The sequence below is a fragment of the Streptomyces sp. NPDC002265 genome (genome assembly GCF_040296125.1).
Classification (GTDB): Bacteria; Actinomycetota; Actinomycetes; order Streptomycetales; family Streptomycetaceae; genus Streptomyces.
The window spans coordinates 1-2,156 of sequence record NZ_JBEOWS010000645.1 but is presented as its reverse complement, the minus strand read 5'-3'; the positions used below and the strand labels follow the sequence as shown (position 1 = coordinate 2,156).

At 72.7% G+C, this 2,156-nt stretch carries 3 protein-coding genes; all 3 read left to right on the top strand.

All coding sequences use genetic code 11. From position 1 onward, the window contains the following. Positions 1-187 precede the first annotated feature (187 nt). On the top strand, positions 188-1,153 hold the full coding sequence (locus ABT085_RS45900; protein WP_351623106.1) for a zinc-binding dehydrogenase: 966 nt from the start codon (positions 188-190) through the stop codon (positions 1,151-1,153). A gap of 100 nt (positions 1,154-1,253) precedes the next feature. Beyond that, positions 1,254-1,463, top strand: a complete 210-nt coding sequence (locus tag ABT085_RS45895) for a helix-turn-helix domain-containing protein (RefSeq protein ID WP_152892126.1) — start codon at positions 1,254-1,256, stop codon at positions 1,461-1,463. Beyond that, on the top strand, positions 1,463-2,059 hold the full coding sequence (locus ABT085_RS45890; RefSeq protein WP_351623102.1) for a Clp protease N-terminal domain-containing protein: 597 nt from the start codon (positions 1,463-1,465) through the stop codon (positions 2,057-2,059). The genes ABT085_RS45895 and ABT085_RS45890 overlap by 1 nt, the downstream gene beginning before the upstream one ends. Positions 2,060-2,156: the final 97 nt, after the last annotated feature.

The following is a 2,156-nucleotide window of genomic DNA, read 5'->3' as shown; positions in this document are numbered from 1 at the left end:
GCAACGGCCTCGCCCGCACGGGCGAGGCCGTTTCATCTTCTCCGGCCGTTCTTCCGTCTCCGGCCGTTCCGCTGCGCCCTGGCAGCTGGGTGGCCCGCCGCTACGTCTGACGTGTTCCGCGCAAGAGGGCGTGTGTCACAACGCGTCCTGGTTCCCCCCGCCGCCCCCGGAACCTATCGTCGGCTTCATGTTCGCTGCCTACGCCGCCCGAATCGACCGTGACCAGCCGCTCTCCGGCCTGGAGTTGGGGGAGCGTCCGGCCCCCGGCGCCCGCTCCGGCTGGAGCGTCGTCAACGTCAGAGCCGCCTCCCTCAACCACCACGACCTCTGGTCCCTGCGGGGCGTCGGCCTGTCCGATGACAAGCTGCCCATGATCCTCGGCTGCGACGCCGCCGGTGTCGACGAGGACGGCAACGAGGTCGTCCTGCACTCCGTGATCGGCCAGACCGGCCACGGAGTGGGCCCCGACGAGCCCCGCTCCATCCTCACCGAGCGCTACCAGGGCACCTTCGCCGAGCAGGTCGCCGTGCCCACCTGGAACGTGCTGCCCAAGCCCAAGGAGCTCTCCTTCGAGGAGGCCGCCTGTCTGCCCACGGCCTGGCTGACGGCGTACCGCATGCTCTTCACGAACGCGGGTGTGCGCCCAGGCGACTCGGTGCTCGTCCAGGGCGCGGGCGGCGGGGTCGCCACCGCGGCCATCGTGCTGGGGAAGGCGGCCGGGCTGCGGGTCTTCGCCACCAGCCGGGACGAGGCCAAGCGCAAGCGGGCCCTGGAGCTCGGGGCCGTGGAGGCACTGGAGTCGGGCGCGCGGCTGCCCCAGCGGGTGGACGCCGTGATCGAGACCGTGGGCGCCGCGACCTGGTCGCACTCGGTGAAGTCCCTGCGGCCCGGCGGCACCCTGGTGATCTCCGGTGCGACCAGCGGCGACCGGCCCTCGCACGCCGAGCTGACCCGGATCTTCTTCCTCGAACTCAAGGTCGTCGGCTCGACGATGGGCACCAAGGACGAACTGGAGGACCTGCTCTCCTTCTGCGCCGCGACCGGGGTGCGCCCCGTCATCGACGAGGTGCTTCCGCTCGACCGTGCCCGGGAGGGCTTCGAGCGGCTGGAGTCGGGCGACCAGTTCGGCAAGATCGTGCTGACCACCTCCTGATCTTCCGCCCGTGCTCACGACGGCCGGCCCGGCTTCCGGGCCGGCCGTTCGCATGTCAACTTCAGTTGACATCACCCCCGTGTCAACGTAAGTTGACGTCATGACCGAAGCAACGGATCTCGCCCAGCGCGCCGGCGACCGCGATCCGCGGGTCGGACTGCGGGCAGTGGCCGCGCTGCGCCGGCTGCTGGAGCAGCTGGAGGCGGTGCAGGTGCGCAGTGCGCGCCATCAGGGCTGGTCGTGGCAGGAGATCGCCGCGGAACTCGGAGTCAGCAGGCAGGCCGTGCACAAGAAGTACGGGAGGCAGTGATGTTCGAACGCTTCACCCAGGACGCCCGCGCGGTGGTGGTGGGCGCGGTGGCCCACGCGGAACGGGCGGGCGCGGAAAGGGTCGAGGAGACCCATGTCCTGCTGGCCCTCCTCGACCGCGAGGGCAGCCGCGGGTCCTTCGCGCTGGCGGCGCTCGGCCTTCCGCCGGGGGGTCGGGACGGTGTCGTACGCGAACTGGGCGAGGCCCGCCGCCGTGGCGGGCTCTCCCGGGCCGACGCGGACGCCCTGTCCGGGCTGGGGATCGATCTGGCGGAGATCGTCGCGCGGATCGAGGAGGAGCACGGGGAAGGGGTGTTGGCGGATTCCGGCCGGGGCGGTGTCACCGGCCGCAGGACCGGGCGGCGGCTGTTCGACCGCGGCGCCAGGGATCTGCTCACCGAGTCGCTGCGCATCACCCTCGGCCGGCGCGGCCGCCGGATCGGCGACGAGCATCTGCTGCTCGCCCTCACGGCACGTCCCGGTGTGCCGGCGGAGGTCCTCGCCGACCACGGCGTGACCCGTGAGTCCCTCACCCGGGTGCTGTACGGCCCCGGCACCGCGACGGACGCCGGAACCGGCGAGGCGAAGGCCGGCTGAGGCGAAGGCCGGCTGAGGCGAAGGCCGCCCGCCGGGAGGGCGGGCGGCGAGAGGGCGGGCGGAGACGCGGACCGGTGGATCCACGGGCAGGAGCCGG